This is a genomic window from Mycobacterium sp. ENV421, from assembly GCF_002887815.1.
GTDB lineage: Bacteria > Actinomycetota > Actinomycetes > Mycobacteriales > Mycobacteriaceae > Mycobacterium.
In genome coordinates this window covers 112,891-127,712 of sequence record NZ_PDHO01000015.1, presented here as the reverse complement: position 1 = coordinate 127,712, position 14,822 = coordinate 112,891, and the positions used below count along the sequence as shown (strand labels likewise).

The window sequence follows — 14,822 nt, the reverse complement described above, 5'->3', positions numbered from 1 at the left end:
CGTCACGTTCGCCCAACGAGAGGTGTAGTCAGAGATGTCGAGACTAAAGCGCAGCGAACATTCGGTGTCGTTGATCGACGGTGAGATCGTTGAAGAATCGGATCTCGGTTCGATCCGCCGCGTCACTGCCGACAACCTGCCCATCCTGTCCGGCCTCTCGATCAAGCGCCTGGTGATCAATCCGGGTGCGATGCGCACGCCGCACTGGCACGCGAACGCCAACGAATTGGCCTACTGCGTCACCGGAAATTGTCTGGTCTCGATTCTCGACAGCGGCAGCCAGTTCTCGTCGTTCACGATCGGCTCCGGCGAGATGTTCCATGTCGACTCAGGCTCGTTGCATCACATCGAGAACATCGGCGAGGAACCTGCCGAGTTCATCCTTTCGTTCCGGCACGAGCGGCCCGAGGACTTCGGCCTCGGGGCCGCGTTCGGCGCGATGACAGATGCGGTGTTGGGTAACACCTACGACCTGCCGGCTTCGGACTTCGCGAAGATCCGCCGCGACACCACCGACCGGAAGCTCGCTGCACGCGCTGGGGATCCGTCGGTTCCGAGCACCGCCCACTTCGACGATCCGCACAAATTCGGGGTCGAGGCACAGAGCCCGCCAGTCGGCAGCGCAGTCGGATCGGCACGCCTGGCCCGGGTCCAGTTCTGGCCCGCCCTCAAGGACATGTCGATGTACTCACTTCGGATCCGTGAGGACGGAATGCGCGAACCGCATTGGCACCCGGTCACAGCGGAGATGGGCTACGTCGCGTCGGGAAGTTCGCGGATGACGGTCATGGACCCTGACGGAACGTTGGACACCTGGTATCTGGAGCAGGGCGACATGTACTTCATCCCTCGTGCGTACCCTCACCACATCGAGGTGGTCGACGCTCCCGACCTGCATTTCGCGATCTTCTTCGACCAGCCCACGCCTGGCGATATCGGATATCGGGCGTCGGCGAGCGCGTACTCGCGCGAAGTACTCGCTGCGACGTTCAACGTCCACATCGACGACCTGCCCAATTTCCCGTTCACCAAGGCCGATCCGCTGATCGTCAACCGGGTCAACCCGCTTGATCCACGCGACTAGGGCGCCGAAGCACCGCCGAGATCGACGTTTTGCTGCCTGCCACTCGAAGTTTCGCGGCGAAACGTCGGTTTGGGCGCGGGGACGTTAGCGAGCGGGGTCCTTCTGCGCGCGGATCGGCCCAGCGCCGGGCGGCGGATTGAGCAGATTGCCCCGCAGGCTGCCCCGCGCGGTACGCACCGCGACCAGCAGCCAGGTGCTCAGCAACCCGGCGTAGGCGATCACCGCCGCGACCTTGAACGCCGGCAGGTTGGTGTGCACCGCCAGTTGGGTGGTGCCGGTGACGAATGTGCCCACCGGAAAGGTGAGGCTCCACCAGGTCAGGGCGAATGGCATACCGCGGCGCAGGGTGCGAATCGTCAGTGAGGCGGCCAGCGCTATCCACAGCATCGCGAAGCCCCACACCGGAACTCCGAAGATGACGGCAAACGCATTCAGTCCCTCAGCCAGCCCGGGCTCGACGGCCGTTGCCGCGACGTGACCGAGAAGCCCTGCGGCCGTGATGGATTGGCCGAGTGGCCCGAGCACGATCCACAGCGTGGGAACCCTGGCGGTTCCCGACGTTCCGTAGAGCGCCAGCCGGCTCCAGATCAGTGTGATGATGATGAACGCGGCAACCAGGGACAGTCCGAACATCGCGTAGCAGCCGTACAGCATGGTGGTGCGCCCGCTGCCCGGCGCCATGTGCGGGATGAGCAGCGCGCCGGCGGCCGCCGAGACCATCGGTGGCACAACCGGCATCAGCCAGCCACCGAACGCGGCGTCGGGTTCGACGTTGTGCTGGGTGAACATCAGGAACGGGATGCTCACCGCGGTGAACAGCCCGCCCACCGTGCCGGCGGTCCACAGCACCCAGTCCAGATCGACGGCGAGCCGCTCGCCGATCAGATCTCGGCCGATCAGCACCGCACCGGTGCCGACGGTCAGTAGCGCCATCGGCGCCGCACCGTAGAAGTGCGCCATCTGCGGATTGCGGGCATGGGTGCGCGCGACGGTGGGATGGCGCAGCCAATGCAGGCCGACGATCCCGATCAGCACGACCAGCAGCGCCGCGGCGATCACCCAGACCACCTCGGCGAACCCGCGCAATCCTGGGAGCTGGATCGGCAGCGTCGCACCCGCGGTCGCGACGATTCCGGTGCCCATGACCGACGCGAACCAGTTGGGCCCGATGTTGCCCAGCACTTCGACCCGGGTCTTCGGTGTTGCCATAAGCAACAGACGGTACGGCATCCGACGGCCGTGACCGGGTAGGCCGGTGATCATTGCACGGGGTGACCCAAAGTGCTTGACTGGCAAGGGTAATGGCAATCGAACTGAACCACACCATCGTCGCCGCACATGACAAGCAGCAGTCCGCAGATTTCCTGACCGAGCTGTTCGGGCTACCGGATGCCGCGCCGTTCGGACATTTCCTCGTCGTCACCCTCGAGCACGGGCTGAGCCTGGACTTCGCCGACGTGCCTGCCGATGAACCAATTCACCCGCAGCACTACGCCTTCCTGGTGTCCGAGGACGACTTCGACACGATCTACCGCAGGATCTCTGATCGAGAATTACCGCACTGGGCAGATCCCCGTGCCGCCCGGCCTGGCGAGATCAACCACAACGACGGCGGCCGCGGCGTGTACTTCCGGGACCCGGCGGGCCACTACCTGGAGATCATCACCCGGCCGTACGGGTCGGGCGCCGGCTAGCCATTGTGCCCGCGCCGGTTCTCCTGCCTCAGGTAGTCGTGCGCCAGCTCGGCGACGTGGGCGGGTAGCTGCCCACCGGCCACATCGGCCAGGCTGGTCTCCTCGAGCACAGAGCGCATGCTGGCGCGCAGCGCCCGCCACACATCGGTCAGCGCCGCGGTGGGCCCGCTGTAGGGCAGGTCGCCCAGGCCGATGTCACGCACGCTCGCCAACGGCCCGTCGATGCAGCGCAACACGTCGGCGATGCTGATGTCGGCGGCCAGCCGTCCCAGCTCGTAGCCGCCGTCGCGGCCGCGGTGGCTGCGCACCAGCCGGTCGGTGCGAAGACCAGACAGGATGTCGACCAGGAACTGCGCGGGGATGCCCTGCGCCTTGGCCAGGTCCTCTGTCTTGACCAGCGCGCCCGAGTCGACTGATGCGAGCTGGATCATGGCGCGGACGGCGTATTCCGCCTTCGCTGACATCCGCATTCCGCGAATTGTGCCACTGCCAGGTCGACAGCAGGCTTACGAGGCGTCTGATGCCGGTGCTGGTGTGCCCCCGATGCGCTGCGGCGCTCGGTGCGGCGTGAGCGCCTTGCGGAGGGTGTCGGCGAATCGGTCGAGCGAGGTGCGGACCTTGGTGACCGAGGTCTCGACGCGCTGCTGGCCTGGGGATTGCGGAGCCTTGGTGCGCGGCACCGCCTTGTTGCCGTCGCTCAAATCCGTCGCACCGTTGGCGGCAGTCGGTTTGGTGTCGGGAGTGGTGACAGTGCCGGTGTCGGTCGGGTCGGCCGATGTCTCGGGCTTGGTCGACGTTTCAGTCGTGGTGGACGTAGCCGGCTTCGAGGATGCCCCCGGTCTGGCCGTGACGGTCAGGCTGCGGCGATGACCCAGCGTGCGGCGCAGCGATGCCACGCCGTCGGCCACTGCCGACAGGGTGACCGCCGAGGTCGCTTTCGGCCGGGACGGCGGGGGCGGGCGCAAGATGTCCGTCAGCTCGGTCAGGCGCTGGCGGACCTCACTGCGGATCGCCTTCACGATTTTCGACGGCGGCCCGATGGGCACCGCGACCACCCGAAGAGCGGTGGTGATGGCGGCGTCGACGTCACCGTCGGTGAGCGCAGCCAGCGTGTCCGCGATCAGCCGCGGTTTGGCCACCGCGATCCGGGCGGCCGCGACGGTCGCCTCGACGACCTGCACGCTCACATAGCCGACGTAGTCGGCGACCGACGTCACGGCACGCTGCAGGCGATCCTCGCTGATCGCGGCGGACGCGTTGGCTGACGGAACGGCGGCCGTCTTTCCACTGATCAGATCGGCGACCGCCTTCGGCGGCACCGGGGACGGGACGCGCATCGGCGTCGGCGTTCCGGGAACGTCGCTCCAGAATGCTTCGTCCACCGCCCGGCCGCTGAGCATCGTGACATTGGTGACGACGCCGGCGACTACTTTCTTCAGCGGGTCCGCCGGGCTCGTGGCGCCGGTGTCTCGCGTCAGGGTCTCGAGCAGAGCCCGGTCGAGAGCCGTGGTCGATGCCGTGGTGTCGGCCGACAGCTTCACCGGAGGAACCCGAACTTCCGACTGGGGTGCCGATACCGGGTTGGCGACGACGACCGTCGCGCCCACGAGGGCTACTCCAGTCGTGAAAATCGCACCAATGCCGCGCCGCACCGCGTGCTCACCTCCCCGGCACTCAGGCCAATTGCGGCCTTAAGAATACCTGAGAGGAAACTTAGAGAGAAAGACCCAATTGCTATTCGAGTAATTCACTTAATTTGACGAAGGAGAAAACAGAGCGCCCCTCCTTTTCGACGACTTCGAAAAGGAAGGGCACCCCGTCGATGCCGCGGATTACCCCGCGGACTTGCTGGCCGAGGACTTGGCGGGCCGCTTCGAGCCGGCGACGCCCTTCTTGGCGCCGGACTTGCCCGCACTTCCACTCTTCGCGTTGCTGTTGTTGGAGTGGTCGGACGCGGACGAACCGCCGCCCCCGCCCGAGTTCGCGCTGTCAGCAGCGGGCGACGACTCCTCAACGGCGGCGACACGCAGCGCGGACGACGACGGGGAGGCGGTCTTCGCGGCCGCGGGAGGCGGAGCCGGGTTGGTGGTGCCCAGAGCAGTCTGCACGTCCTTCACCACGGTCGAGATCACCGTCCGCACACTCGGGACATAACCCGAGATAGGCGCCGGCGCAACCACGCCCGGGCCGATCGTGATCGCGGTGAGCGCACCCGGAACCCCTGTCGGGCCGAACAGACCGTCGACAACCGCGTTCCAGGTGTTCTCGAGGGGATTCGGCGAGCTCAACGCGGCGACAGCGTCCTGGAAGACCTTGACGAAGCTACCCACCACGACCAGGCCTTGGTTGACCACCGCGGTGGCAATATCCGGCGTCAAGGCGGCCAGAGCCGTGGCTACGGCTGCGGCTCGGGTCACCACCCCTGTCAAGACGTACTGCCCGGTGGCGAGAGCTTCCTCCCCGGCAGCCGTGATGGCCGTAACCACTGTGTTGATCGCGCCCGGGATGTTCAGCGACAGCGCCTCCCCGGCGGCATTCCAGAAGCCCTCGCTGAGCAGTAAGGCGCTGGTGCCAAAACCTTTACCCGTTTGGAAAAGGTAGTCAGACCCATTGAGCCCCAACTGCCGGACGATCGGCAGAGCGTCGTTGATGATCTGCGGCAACACGCCCGCAGCCGACAAGAAGCTCCACGGCGCCGGCTGGGGCACCGGGCCGGCCGTGCTGAACGTGAAGGTGTTTGCCAGGCCGAGGCTGAGGAGCAGCTCGGAAAGTGGGTTGTCGAAGCCGGCAAGCGCAACCTGGTTCGCAGAGGGGATGCGGAGGTCAGGCAATGCGAGATTCGCCTGCGTTACTGGCGTCATTGCAATCGCGCTGGCGCCGACGACGGCAGCGGTTCCCGCAATGAGCTGAGAGCGTATGGAGATTTGCATTTCAATCCCTCCCGGGCTGGGGTCAACACTGACAAAGCTGAAGGTACCTGAGAAAAACCTGAGGGAAAATAGAAATTGACGATTTTGTCAGAATATTCTTACTGACGGAGACGTCAACTTTGACATACGGTCGCGGTCAGCGAATCACCAAACTACGATTGAACTGGTTGGAACGCCCAAGTTGAGCCACTCAGCAAATGTTCCCTAAGGTCGTCCACACCTAAAAATAGGGGGCTTCGAGTTGACTCCAGAGCGACTTCCGGCGGCCGCATTCTCAGGTTGATGGCCCAAATCTCTCAGGAAAGGGCTAAGGGTGGGGTCTCAGTCCGAGATGGCGGCCGAATCGGCGACGACGACAGCGAACAAATCCTTGAGAGCGGCAAGACTCGCGGCGTGCAGCGATGCCGCAGGGATGGCCGCACCGTCCACACCTGGCAACGACCTCGTGGCGCTCGCCGCCGCGACCACCGTGGGCGCGTAGCCGAGGTTGAAGGCGCCTCGCGCGGTCGAATTCACACACATATGTGTCATGAATCCGCCGATGATCAGGTTCTCGGCGCCCACCGATTTGAGCCGATCGTCGAGATCGGTGTGTACGAACGAGTTGGGGTAGTTCTTGACCACCACCGGTTCTCCGTCGCGAGGGGCGACCTGGGCCACGATCGCACCGCTCTCCCCGCTGATGTCGTACAGCGAGCCCGGGCCGTCGTCGTGCTGGATGTGAATGACCGGAATGCCCGCAGTCCGCGCGCGCTCCAACAGCGCGGCCGCCTCGTCCAGTGCGGCCTGAACACCCTCGAGTTCCATCACACCCTGCGTGTAGGTGTTCTGGCAGTCGATCAGGATCAACGTCGACGTGGCCAGACTCGGCGGATCGAGCGGAAGGCCCGCGAGCGCCCGCAGGGTGTTGAGTTCAGTCATGGCGCAACGTTACTGCGTAGCGGCCAGCACCACCTCGGCCAACTCCGGCCGGCACACCACGACATCGGGCAGCAAGGGGTCGGGCCGGTTGTACTGAAGCGGTGAGCCGTCGATGCGTGAGGTGTGCAACCCGGCGGCGCGGGCGACAGCCACCGGCGCGGCCGAATCCCATTCGTATTGACCACCCGCGTGTACATACACATCGGCACGACCCTGGATGACGGCCGCGACCTTGGCTCCGGCAGAACCCATTTCGACCAGAACGCCGCCCAACGCGTCGCGAACCTGCAGCGCCACCGCCGGGGGGCGGGTTCGCGACACCACGATGCGCGGCGCACTCGGCGCCGCCGGGGGCGGCGACACCGCGGGGGTTGCCAGCGTGACGCCCTGGGCGGGAAGTGCGACCGCGCCGGCGATCAGCTCCCCGTCCTCCCACAGCGCCACGTGCACGGCCCAGTCGTCGCGGTCGAGCTCGGAGAACTCGCGGGTGCCGTCGAGCGGATCGACGATCCACACCCGTCGGCTGCGCAGCCGAATCGGATCGTCGGCACCCTCCTCCGACAGCACCGCATCCTCGGGCCGCGCCGCGGCCAGCGCCTCCATCAGATAATCATGAGAACGCTTGTCGCCCGCGGCCTTTCGCTCCGCGCCGGAGGCATCGGACAGCTCGACACGCACGTCGAGCAGAAGCTTGCCCGCCTGCGTGGCCAGCTCGGCCGCCAGGTCATGATCGTTCACGCCTGGCCCTCCAACAGATCGACGACCTGCTGGGCCAGCTCGTCGCATTCATGGTCGGGTGTCAGCCGCAGATCGGGGTTCTTCGGCCGCTGATAGGGGCTGTCGATCCCGGTGAAGTGAGTGATTTCCCCCGCCCTTGCTTTGGCGTAGAGCCCCTTGGGATCCCGTCGCTCACAGTCTTCGAGCGGAGTGTCGACGAAGATCTCGTAGAACTCCACCCCCTGGTCGGTGTGCACCTTGCGGGCCAGCTCTCGGTGTTCCTCGAGCGGGCTGATCGCCGGAACCAGGACCGTCAGGCCGGCATCGGCCATCAGCGTGGCGATATGCGCCAACCGGCGCAGGTTCTCGGCGCGATCCGCCATCGAGAAGCCGAGATCCGCGTTGAGCCCGTGGCGCAGGTTGTCACCGTCGAGAATGTAAGCGGGGCAACCATGTTCGAGCAGCTTCTGCTCCACCAGCACCGCCACTGAGGACTTCCCCGAGCCGGAAAGCCCGGTGAACCACAGGGTGCGCCCCTTCGTCAGCCGGTCAGCGGAGTCCACCAGTGACTGGTGGCGCACGGTGTTCGGCGACGCGCTGCGAGCCGCCGTCGGCGCGGTGTCGCGGACCATGCCCGCAGCCACCGTCACGTTGGTGTCGGGGTCGATCAGGATGAACGATCCCGTCGCGGCGTTGCGGGAGTATTCGTCGAGTAATAGCGGCACCTGGGTGCGCAGGGTGACTCGGCCGAGTTCGTTGAGCTTCAACGCCGTTGCGCTCTTGTCCCGGTGCAGGGTGTTGACATCCAGGCGATAGTCCAGCGCACCGACACGAGCCCGCGTGGTGCGGGTGGTGTGCTTGATGATGTAGTCACGTCCGGGCTCCAGGGACGACTCGTCGGCCATCCAGCAGACCGTGGCGTCGAATTCCCGGGTGGCCACCGGCTGGTTCTGCGGGCGGGCCAGCAGGTCTCCGCGGGAGATGTCGATGTCGTCGGCGAGGCTGATCGACACCGCCATCGGCGGGAACGCCTCCTCGACAGGTCCGGTCGGTCCGTCGATTGCGGTGATACGACTGCTTTTTCCGCTGGGTAGTACGACGACCTCGTCGCCAGGGCGCATCACGCCGCCGGCGATGGTGCCCGCGTAGCTGCGATGGTCCGCATGCTCGACGGTCTGTGGCCGGATCACGTACTGCACCGGGAACCGCACGTCGACCAGGTTGCGGTCGCCGGCGATGTAGACCTCTTCGAGATGACTCAGCAGCGGCGGCCCGTCATACCAGGGCGCTTTGTCCGACTTCGTCACCACGTTGTCACCCTTGAGCGCCGACATCGGGATGGTCGTGACGTCGTGGATGTCGAGGCGGGCGGCGAAGGCGTGGAACTCCTCGCGGATCCATTCGAAACGCTCACGGTCCCAGTCGATGAGGTCCATCTTGTTGACCGCCAGCACGACATGCTGAACGCCCAGCAAAGAGGCCAGGAATGCGTGCCTGCGAGACTGCTCGAGCAGACCGGGCCGGGCGTCGACGAGCACGATCACCAGTTGCGCGGTCGAGGTTCCGGTGACCATGTTGCGGGTGTACTGAATGTGGCCAGGAGTGTCGGCGATGATGAATTTCCGCTTGGCCGTGGCGAAGTAGCGGTAGGCGACGTCGATGGTGATGCCTTGCTCACGCTCGGACCGCAGGCCATCAGTCACCAGTGCGAGATCGGTGTAGTCGTTGCCACGTTCCCGCGACGTCCGCTCGACGGCGGCGAGCTGGTCTTCCATCACGGCTTTGGAGTCGTAGAGCAAGCGGCCGATCAGGGTCGACTTGCCGTCATCGACGGAGCCGGCGGTGGCAATCCTTAACAGAGTGCTCATCAGAAATACCCCTCGCGCTTGCGGTCTTCCATGCCGGCTTCGGAAATACGGTCGTCGGCGCGAGTGGCGCCACGTTCGGTCAAACGTGACACCGCGGTCTCGGCGATCACTTCCTCGACGGTGGAGGCGGTGGACTCCACACAGCCGGTGCAGGTCACGTCGCCGACCGTGCGGAAGCGCACCGAGGTCTCGAAGACCGGTTCGTCGGGGGTGGGCTGCAGGAACTCGTGGACGGCCAGCAGCATCCCGTCGCGCTGAAAGACCTGCCGGGGGTGGGCGTAGTAGATGCCTGGCAGCGTGATCTCTTCGGCACCGATGTAGGCCCAGATGTCGTATTCGGTCCAGTTGGACAACGGGAAGACGCGGATGTGCTCACCTTTGCGGTGGCGCCCGTTGTAGAGGTTCCACAGCTCGGGACGCTGCGCCTTGGGATCCCACTGGCCGAACTCGTCGCGGAAGCTGAACACCCGCTCCTTGGCCCGGGCCTTCTCCTCGTCACGGCGGGCACCACCGAAGGCGGCGTCGAACTTGTTCTCCCGGATGCCCCGCAGCAGCGTGACCGTCTGCAGCGGATTGCGCGACGGCCCGTTGTCGATCACTCGGCCTGCGGCGATGTCCTCTTCGACACTGGCCACCACCAGGCGCAGGCCGTACCGCTCGACCAACTCGTCGCGGGTGGCGATCACTTCCTCGAAGTTGTGGCCGGTGTCGACATGCATCACCGGGAACGGCAGCCGGCCGGGCGTGAACGCCTTGATCGCCAGGTGCAACATCACGATCGAGTCCTTACCGCCGGAGAACAGCAGAACCGGCCGTTCGAACTCGGCCGCGACCTCGCGAATGATGTGAATTGCCTCGGCCTCGAGGGACCGAAGGTGGCTCAGCTCGTACTGCCCCGGCTTGGGGCGTTCGACCACCGGACTCGCCATGATTTCCTCGTAAAGTTGGTAGATTTGACCATAATTACAAAGCTAACCCGGAATCTAACTGTCACGACGGATTCAGTCAAGGATTGCGCGCAAGCAGACTTGCACAGCAAATACGGCGAGCCCTCAGACGTCGTTCGCTTCCAGATCGCCCGGGTCCGGGATCCGATGCACACCCGGCCGGGCGTGCGCCTACGGCGCTTCGGGAGTTGTCGCAGTGACCGGGGGCGCCGCGACCTCTGGTGTCTTCGTCGGCTCCACGGCGGTCTCCTTCGTGGTCTCCCCCGTTGTCATCGACGACGTCACGGGCGAGGTGAAGGTACCGGGGTCGGACACGATCGTGCCGCTATCAGGCTCGGTCACCGCGATGCCCAATGCGCCCATCGCGACAAGCGCACTACCACCGACCACGGCGGACAAGGTTTTGATGTTGGTCATCTCGACACTTCCAATCGACTCGGACCAGTTCTTCGGGACCGGATCTCCTGCCAAATCGCTGACAGTTGGTTAACCCGAAGCTGTGAGCCCAAACCTGCGAGCCGCCTGCCGTACCGCGTCAGCCGGCGCCTGGCGTCGGAGGTTGCGGACTGGCCGACGCCACCGACGAACTCGGCAGCATCGGTTTCGACGTCTGCACTGTCGTCGGGCTGGGACTGGTGGTGGTCGGGTCGACGCTGGTGCCCTTGTCCTGACATGCCGCCAGAGTCGGGAGCGCCACCGCCACAAGCAGGGCTGGGACCAGTCGATGTGTGAGCTGCTTCACGTGCACGCACGCAGTCTTCCCGTGCCCCGCGTTGCTAAACCGTGCACACCCGCAGGGTCTTGGCGTCGTTTCGACCGGCGATCTCCTACCCTGTGCTGCATGCACCCTGCGCCGGGCAGCGGCCCATGACGCGTTTTCTGGCGCGTCGGCTGCTCAACTATGTGGTGCTGCTGGCCTTGGCGTCGTTCCTCACGTTCACGCTGACCTCGTTGACGTTCGCGCCATTAAACAGTCTGATGCAACGCAATCCACGTCCGCCACAGGCGGTGATCGATGCCAAAGCCGCCGAACTCGATCTCGACAAACCGATCCCGCTGCGCTACGCCCACTGGGTGGCCGGCGCGGTGCGCGGCGATTTCGGCACGACCGTCACCGGACAGCCGGTCTCCGACGAGCTGGGCCGCCGCATCGGTGTCAGCCTGCGACTACTGGTGATCGGTTCGGTGCTGGGCACCGTGATCGGCGTCGTCGTCGGCGCCTGGGGCGCGATTCGGCAATACCGATTATCGGATCGGGTGATCACTCTGCTGTCGCTGTTGGTGATCAGCACGCCGACGTTCGTCATCGCCAACCTGGCGATCCTGGCAGCGTTGCGGGTGAATTCGATTCTCGGAGTGCATATTTTCGAATACATCGGCGAGACGTCCCCGGACGCCGTCGGGGGCCCCTGGAACCAGTTCGTCGACCGGATGCAGCACTTGATCCTGCCCTCGGTCACGCTGGCGCTGGGTGCGATCGCGGGTTACAGCCGCTACCAACGCAATGCGATGCTCGACGTTCTGGGTCAGGACTTCATCCGCACCGCGCGAGCCAAGGGACTCACCCGGCGCCGAGCGTTGTTCAAACACGGGCTGCGGACCGCACTGATCCCGATGGCAACGCTGTTCGCCTATGGCGTCGCGGGTTTGGTCACCGGAGCGGTGTTCGTGGAGAAGATCTTCGGCTGGCACGGCATGGGTGAGTGGGTCGTTCAGGGCATCGCGACTCAGGACACCAACATCGTCGCGGCGATCACGGTGTTCTCCGGTGCCGTCGTGCTCCTGGCCGGGCTGCTGTCCGACGTCATCTACGCGATACTCGATCCCCGGGTGAGGGTGACGTGACCGAGACGACGGATAACGCCCGCTCGGGGGCGGCGCCCGAGGAGTTCGCCTCGCGGCGCACCCTGGTGCTGCGCCGCTTTGCCCGCAACCGGGGCGCGATGGCGTCATTGGTGATCCTGGCCGTGCTGTTCATCGGCTGCTACGCCCTTCCACCGTTATTGCCCTGGTCCTACACCGATCTCGACTTCTATGCGCTTCAGGCCCCGCCCAGCACCGACCACTGGTTCGGGACCAACGCGTTGGGCCAAGATCTGTTCGCTCAGATCCTGCGCGGTATGCAGAAGTCGATGCTCATCGGCTTGTGTGTGGCGGTGATCTCGACCGGCATCGCCGCGACCGTCGGCTCCATCGCGGGTTACTTCGGCGGTTGGCGCGACCGGACGCTGATGTGGTTGGTGGACCTGCTGCTGGTTGTGCCGTCGTTCATCCTGATCGCGATCCTCACGCCGATCACCAAGAGCTCGGCCAACGTCATCCTGCTGATCGTGCTGCTGGCCGGGTTCAGCTGGATGGTGAGCTCGCGTATGGTGCGGGGCCTCACGATGAGCCTGCGGGAGCGGGAATTTGTCCAAGCCGCACGGTATATGGGCGTCTCGAGCCGGCGCATCATCATCCGCCACATCATCCCGAATGTCGCCTCCATCCTGATCATCGACGCCGCACTCAACGTGGCGGTGGCGATCCTCGCCGAAACCGGGCTCAGCTTCCTCGGTTTCGGAATCCAGCCACCCGACATCTCGCTCGGCACGCTGATCGCCGACGGCACCAAATCGGCGACGACCTTCCCGTGGGTGTTCCTGTTCCCGGCCGGCGTTCTGGTGCTGATCCTGGTGTGCGCCAACCTCACCGGCGACGGGCTGCGCGACGCACTCGACCCCGGCAGCGCCACACTGCGCCGCGGCCGCAGGAAGAAGACGCAGCGATGAGCGAGACCCTGCTGGAGGTCACCGACCTCGCCGTCAGCTTCCCCACCGACGGCGACGACCTGACCGCGGTGCGCGGCCTGACCTATCAGGTGCGTGCCGGCGAGGTGGTCGCGATGGTCGGCGAATCTGGGTCGGGCAAGTCGGCCGCGGCCATGGCCGTCATCGGCCTGCTCCCGGAGTACGCCGCCGTGTCAGGCTCGGTGCGGCTGTCCGGCCGGGAGCTGCTCGGGCTGTCCGACGGCGAAATGTCGAAGATCCGGGGTCGGCGCATCGGGACGGTGTTCCAGGACCCGATGTCCGCGCTGACCCCGGTTTACACCGTCGGCGACCAGATCGCCGAGGCCATCACCGTGCACCACAGCGACGTCGGCAAGCAGGCGGCACGCAAGCGCGCCGTCGAACTGCTCGAGTTGGTGGGCATCGCCCAGCCCGAGCGGCGGGCCCGCGCGTTTCCGCACGAGTTGTCCGGCGGTGAGCGCCAGCGGGTGGTCATCGCGATCGCGATCGCCAACGATCCGGACCTGCTGATCTGCGACGAGCCGACGACGGCACTGGATGTGACCGTTCAGGCCCAGATCCTGGAAGTGCTCAAGACCGCCCGCGACGTCACCGGTGCGGGCGTGCTGATCATCACCCACGACCTGGGCGTGGTCGCGGAGTTCGCCGATCGGGCTCTCGTGATGTACGCCGGGCGGCCCGTCGAGGTCGCCTCGGTGGATGAGCTGTACCGCGACCGTCGAATGCCTTACACCGCAGGATTATTGGGCTCCGTTCCACGCCTGGATTCGCCCCAGGGCACCCGACTGGTGCCGATTCCCGGTGCACCGCCTTCGCTGGTGGATGTGCCGCCCGGCTGCCCGTTCACCCCTCGCTGCCCGCTGGCCGTCGACGAGTGCCGAACAAAAGAACCCGCACTGGCGCCCGTCGACCCCACCTCCGCAGGCCACTTGGCGGCGTGCATCCGCACCGAAGAGGTCACGGGCCGCACCGCCGCGCAGATCTATGGCGTGTCCACCCAGCCGGTGACCGTCGACGACCCCGCGGAACCGGCGCCGGTCATCACCGTGCGGGACCTGGTGAAGACCTACCGGCTGACCAAGGGCGTGGTGTTCCGCCGCCAGATCGGTGAGGTTCGCGCCGTTGACGGCCTCAGCTTCGATCTACTGCGGGGGCAGACCCTGGGCATCGTCGGCGAATCCGGCTCCGGCAAATCCACCACGCTGCATCAGATCCTCGACCTGGCGGCGCCGGAGTCCGGTTCCATCGAGGTGCTGGGCAACGATGTCGGCACCCTGACAACAGCCCGGCGGCGGGAACTGCGCCGCGATCTGCAGGTGGTGTTCCAGGATCCGGTGGCATCTCTGGACCCACGGCTTCCGGTATTCGAACTGCTGGCTGAACCGTTGCGCGCCAACGGTTTCGACAAGGCGAGCAGTGACACGCGGGTCGCCGAACTGCTCGAGATCGTCGGCCTGCGCCGCGCCGACGCGAGCCGGTATCCGCAAGAGTTCTCCGGCGGCCAGAAGCAGCGGATCGGCATCGCCCGGGCGCTTGCGCTGCAGCCCAAGATCCTCGCCCTCGACGAGCCGGTGTCGGCACTGGACGTGTCCATCCAGGCCGGCATCATCAATCTGCTCCTGGACCTGCAGCGCGAGTTCGACCTGTCCTATCTGTTCGTCTCGCACGACCTGTCGGTGGTCAAGCACCTCGCCCATCGCGTCGTCGTGATGTACCGCGGGGCGATGGTGGAGTACGGCGATGCCGACGACATATTCGCCAACCCGCAGCACGACTACACCAGGAAGTTGCTGGCCGCTATCCCGCAACCGGATCCCACTCGCCGTTAGCATCAGTGGCGTGACCCGATCGATCCGCCGGAGCGCCGGCCGA

General features: G+C 65.7%; 15 protein-coding genes. 5 read left to right on the top strand and 10 right to left on the bottom strand.

Going from position 1 to position 14,822, the window contains the following annotated elements; translation table 11 throughout:
- Positions 1 to 34 precede the first annotated feature (34 nt).
- Complete coding sequence (locus CRM90_RS18530) at positions 35 to 1,084, top strand: cupin domain-containing protein (protein WP_102808399.1); 1,050 nt, start codon at positions 35 to 37, stop codon at positions 1,082 to 1,084.
- Between the two features lie 84 nt (positions 1,085 to 1,168).
- On the opposite strand, the gene CRM90_RS18525 is transcribed toward CRM90_RS18530, so the two are convergent.
- Positions 1,169 to 2,293, bottom strand: a complete 1,125-nt coding sequence (locus tag CRM90_RS18525) for a TDT family transporter (protein ID WP_233209384.1) — start codon at positions 2,291 to 2,293, stop codon at positions 1,169 to 1,171.
- 92 nt (positions 2,294 to 2,385) lie between these two features.
- Here CRM90_RS18525 and CRM90_RS18520 point away from each other — a divergent pair, with 92 nt between their 5' ends.
- Positions 2,386 to 2,778 (top strand): VOC family protein, encoded by a 393-nt coding sequence (locus CRM90_RS18520; protein WP_102808398.1) that lies wholly within the window; start codon positions 2,386 to 2,388, stop codon positions 2,776 to 2,778.
- Here CRM90_RS18520 and CRM90_RS18515 read toward each other — a convergent pair.
- The 9 genes from CRM90_RS18515 to CRM90_RS30260 all read right to left on the bottom strand — a co-directional run bounded on the left by CRM90_RS18515 (position 2,775) and on the right by CRM90_RS30260 (position 10,909).
- Complete coding sequence (locus CRM90_RS18515; protein ID WP_102808397.1) at positions 2,775 to 3,248, bottom strand: Rrf2 family transcriptional regulator; 474 nt, start codon at positions 3,246 to 3,248, stop codon at positions 2,775 to 2,777. The two genes, CRM90_RS18520 and CRM90_RS18515, sit on opposite strands and share 4 nt — an antisense overlap.
- A 36-nt stretch (positions 3,249 to 3,284) precedes the next feature.
- Positions 3,285 to 4,385: a hypothetical protein gene (locus tag CRM90_RS18510; protein WP_102808396.1), complete on the bottom strand. Its 1,101-nt coding sequence runs from the start codon at positions 4,383 to 4,385 to the stop codon at positions 3,285 to 3,287.
- Between the two features lie 225 nt (positions 4,386 to 4,610).
- Positions 4,611 to 5,639, bottom strand: coding sequence for a hypothetical protein (locus tag CRM90_RS18505; protein ID WP_142391396.1), 1,029 nt, complete (start codon positions 5,637 to 5,639; stop codon positions 4,611 to 4,613).
- Positions 5,640 to 6,029: 390 nt separating this feature from the next.
- The gene (locus CRM90_RS18500) at positions 6,030 to 6,629 is read right to left on the bottom strand and encodes a cysteine hydrolase family protein (RefSeq protein WP_102808394.1); all 600 of its coding nucleotides are present in this window, start codon (positions 6,627 to 6,629) and stop codon (positions 6,030 to 6,032) included.
- 9 nt (positions 6,630 to 6,638) lie between these two features.
- Positions 6,639 to 7,367 (bottom strand): 3'(2'),5'-bisphosphate nucleotidase CysQ, encoded by a 729-nt coding sequence (locus CRM90_RS18495; RefSeq protein WP_102808393.1) that lies wholly within the window; start codon positions 7,365 to 7,367, stop codon positions 6,639 to 6,641.
- Positions 7,364 to 9,214 carry an adenylyl-sulfate kinase gene (gene cysC / locus CRM90_RS18490; RefSeq protein WP_102808392.1) on the bottom strand — a complete coding sequence of 617 codons (1,851 nt, stop codon included), beginning with the start codon at positions 9,212 to 9,214 and terminating at the stop codon, positions 7,364 to 7,366. Before cysC ends, CRM90_RS18495 begins: the two co-directional genes overlap by 4 nt.
- Positions 9,214 to 10,143 carry a sulfate adenylyltransferase subunit CysD gene (gene cysD, locus CRM90_RS18485; protein WP_102808391.1) on the bottom strand — a complete coding sequence of 310 codons (930 nt, stop codon included), beginning with the start codon at positions 10,141 to 10,143 and terminating at the stop codon, positions 9,214 to 9,216. Before cysD ends, cysC begins: the two co-directional genes overlap by 1 nt.
- Positions 10,144 to 10,332: 189 nt before the next feature.
- Positions 10,333 to 10,578: a hypothetical protein gene (locus CRM90_RS30265; protein ID WP_142391395.1), complete on the bottom strand. Its 246-nt coding sequence runs from the start codon at positions 10,576 to 10,578 to the stop codon at positions 10,333 to 10,335.
- A 118-nt stretch (positions 10,579 to 10,696) separates the two neighbouring features.
- Positions 10,697 to 10,909, bottom strand: coding sequence for a hypothetical protein (locus CRM90_RS30260; RefSeq protein WP_142391394.1), 213 nt, complete (start codon positions 10,907 to 10,909; stop codon positions 10,697 to 10,699).
- 119 nt (positions 10,910 to 11,028) lie between these two features.
- On the opposite strand from CRM90_RS30260, the gene CRM90_RS18475 reads away from it, so the two are divergent.
- Genes CRM90_RS18475 through CRM90_RS18465 form a run of 3 tightly spaced genes read left to right on the top strand, consistent with a single transcriptional unit; the run spans position 11,029 to position 14,779 of the window.
- The gene (locus tag CRM90_RS18475; protein WP_102808422.1) at positions 11,029 to 12,006 is read left to right on the top strand and encodes an ABC transporter permease; all 978 of its coding nucleotides are present in this window, start codon (positions 11,029 to 11,031) and stop codon (positions 12,004 to 12,006) included.
- Positions 12,003 to 12,932, top strand: a complete 930-nt coding sequence (locus tag CRM90_RS18470) for an ABC transporter permease (protein WP_102808389.1) — start codon at positions 12,003 to 12,005, stop codon at positions 12,930 to 12,932. The genes CRM90_RS18475 and CRM90_RS18470 overlap by 4 nt, the downstream gene beginning before the upstream one ends.
- Positions 12,929 to 14,779, top strand: coding sequence for a dipeptide ABC transporter ATP-binding protein (locus CRM90_RS18465; protein ID WP_102808388.1), 1,851 nt, complete (start codon positions 12,929 to 12,931; stop codon positions 14,777 to 14,779). Before CRM90_RS18470 ends, CRM90_RS18465 begins: the two co-directional genes overlap by 4 nt.
- Positions 14,780 to 14,822: the final 43 nt, after the last annotated feature.

What these genes read in the sequence shown, in the direction of transcription:
- CRM90_RS30265 (WP_142391395.1), bottom strand. Translation starts at nt 10,578, where the DNA reads ATGACCAACATCAAAACCTTGTCCGCCGTGGTCGGTGGTAGTGCGCTT.
- CRM90_RS18500 (WP_102808394.1), bottom strand. Translation starts at nt 6,629, where the DNA reads ATGACTGAACTCAACACCCTGCGGGCGCTCGCGGGCCTTCCGCTCGAT.
- CRM90_RS18530 (WP_102808399.1), top strand. Translation starts at nt 35, where the DNA reads ATGTCGAGACTAAAGCGCAGCGAACATTCGGTGTCGTTGATCGACGGT.
- cysC (WP_102808392.1), bottom strand. Translation starts at nt 9,214, where the DNA reads ATGAGCACTCTGTTAAGGATTGCCACCGCCGGCTCCGTCGATGACGGC.
- CRM90_RS18465 (WP_102808388.1), top strand. Translation starts at nt 12,929, where the DNA reads ATGAGCGAGACCCTGCTGGAGGTCACCGACCTCGCCGTCAGCTTCCCC.
- CRM90_RS18525 (WP_233209384.1), bottom strand. Translation starts at nt 2,293, where the DNA reads ATGGCAACACCGAAGACCCGGGTCGAAGTGCTGGGCAACATCGGGCCC.
- CRM90_RS18505 (WP_142391396.1), bottom strand. Translation starts at nt 5,639, where the DNA reads ATGACGCCAGTAACGCAGGCGAATCTCGCATTGCCTGACCTCCGCATC.
- cysD (WP_102808391.1), bottom strand. Translation starts at nt 10,143, where the DNA reads ATGGCGAGTCCGGTGGTCGAACGCCCCAAGCCGGGGCAGTACGAGCTG.
- CRM90_RS18520 (WP_102808398.1), top strand. Translation starts at nt 2,386, where the DNA reads ATGGCAATCGAACTGAACCACACCATCGTCGCCGCACATGACAAGCAG.
- CRM90_RS18515 (WP_102808397.1), bottom strand. Translation starts at nt 3,248, where the DNA reads ATGCGGATGTCAGCGAAGGCGGAATACGCCGTCCGCGCCATGATCCAG.
- CRM90_RS18475 (WP_102808422.1), top strand. Translation starts at nt 11,029, where the DNA reads ATGACGCGTTTTCTGGCGCGTCGGCTGCTCAACTATGTGGTGCTGCTG.